This is a genomic window from Parvimonas sp. D9, from assembly GCF_035282565.1.
Lineage (GTDB): Bacteria > Bacillota > Clostridia > Tissierellales > Peptoniphilaceae > Parvimonas > Parvimonas micra.
The window spans coordinates 1-769 of the sequence record NZ_JAYKBM010000027.1 but is presented as its reverse complement, the minus strand read 5'-3'; the positions used below and the strand labels follow the sequence as shown (position 1 = coordinate 769).

The window sequence follows — 769 nt, the reverse complement described above, 5'->3', positions numbered from 1 at the left end:
ACGTTCGCCTACCTTCGGCAAGCCTTTGGTGTATCGGGTTACGCCTTCGCGTGTGGATACCACGGGTTCGCGTACCATTCAGGATGTTCCCCCTGTTCAAGCGCCTTTTGATGTACATGCATCACACTGTATCCATGTGGCACGTGAGGCGGACGAGGATGGCATCTTCGGCATTCCCTACTATGTCCCCATCTGGAATGACCTGATCGACCTGATGAAGGTTGTTGGCTCGTCGGCTGAATCCTATTGGCGGACTGCCTATCAGGGCTTGCATGCAGACGTTGACAAAGAACTGGACATGGATCCAGATGACGAGAAGAATCTGTCCGAGGAACTGGATGAATACCAGCATAATCTTCGGCGCACGATTCGTACCCGTGGTGTCACGGTTAAGTCGTTAGGGGCAGCAGTTGCTGATCCATCGGGTGCATTCAATACGCTTCTGACCATGATTGCTGGTTCTACCGGTATCCCAAAGCGTATTCTGGTCGGTTCTGAGGCTGGACAGCTTGCATCTACCCAAGACCGAGGCAATTGGGCTGAACGTGTAGAAGATTACCGCACCACACATGCTGTGCCGAATATTCTATGGCCATTGCTCCGCTGGCTCAATGAATATGAAGTGTACACGATGGATGTCAACGCCATCAAGCTTCTGTGGCCTAGTGCTTATCGGCAGAGTCCAATGGAACAAGCCCAGACGGGTGCGCAGACTGCACGCACACTTGCCAATGTGCAGAAGGGTCTGCAGCCCATTATCCTCGAGGAG

Annotated in this window: 1 protein-coding gene; it reads left to right on the top strand. The window is 52.9% G+C overall.

Translation table 11 applies throughout. From position 1 onward, the window contains the following. The coding region (locus VJI94_RS07845; protein ID WP_324008939.1) for an anti-CBASS protein Acb1 family protein at positions 1–769 on the top strand (769 nt) is incomplete at both ends.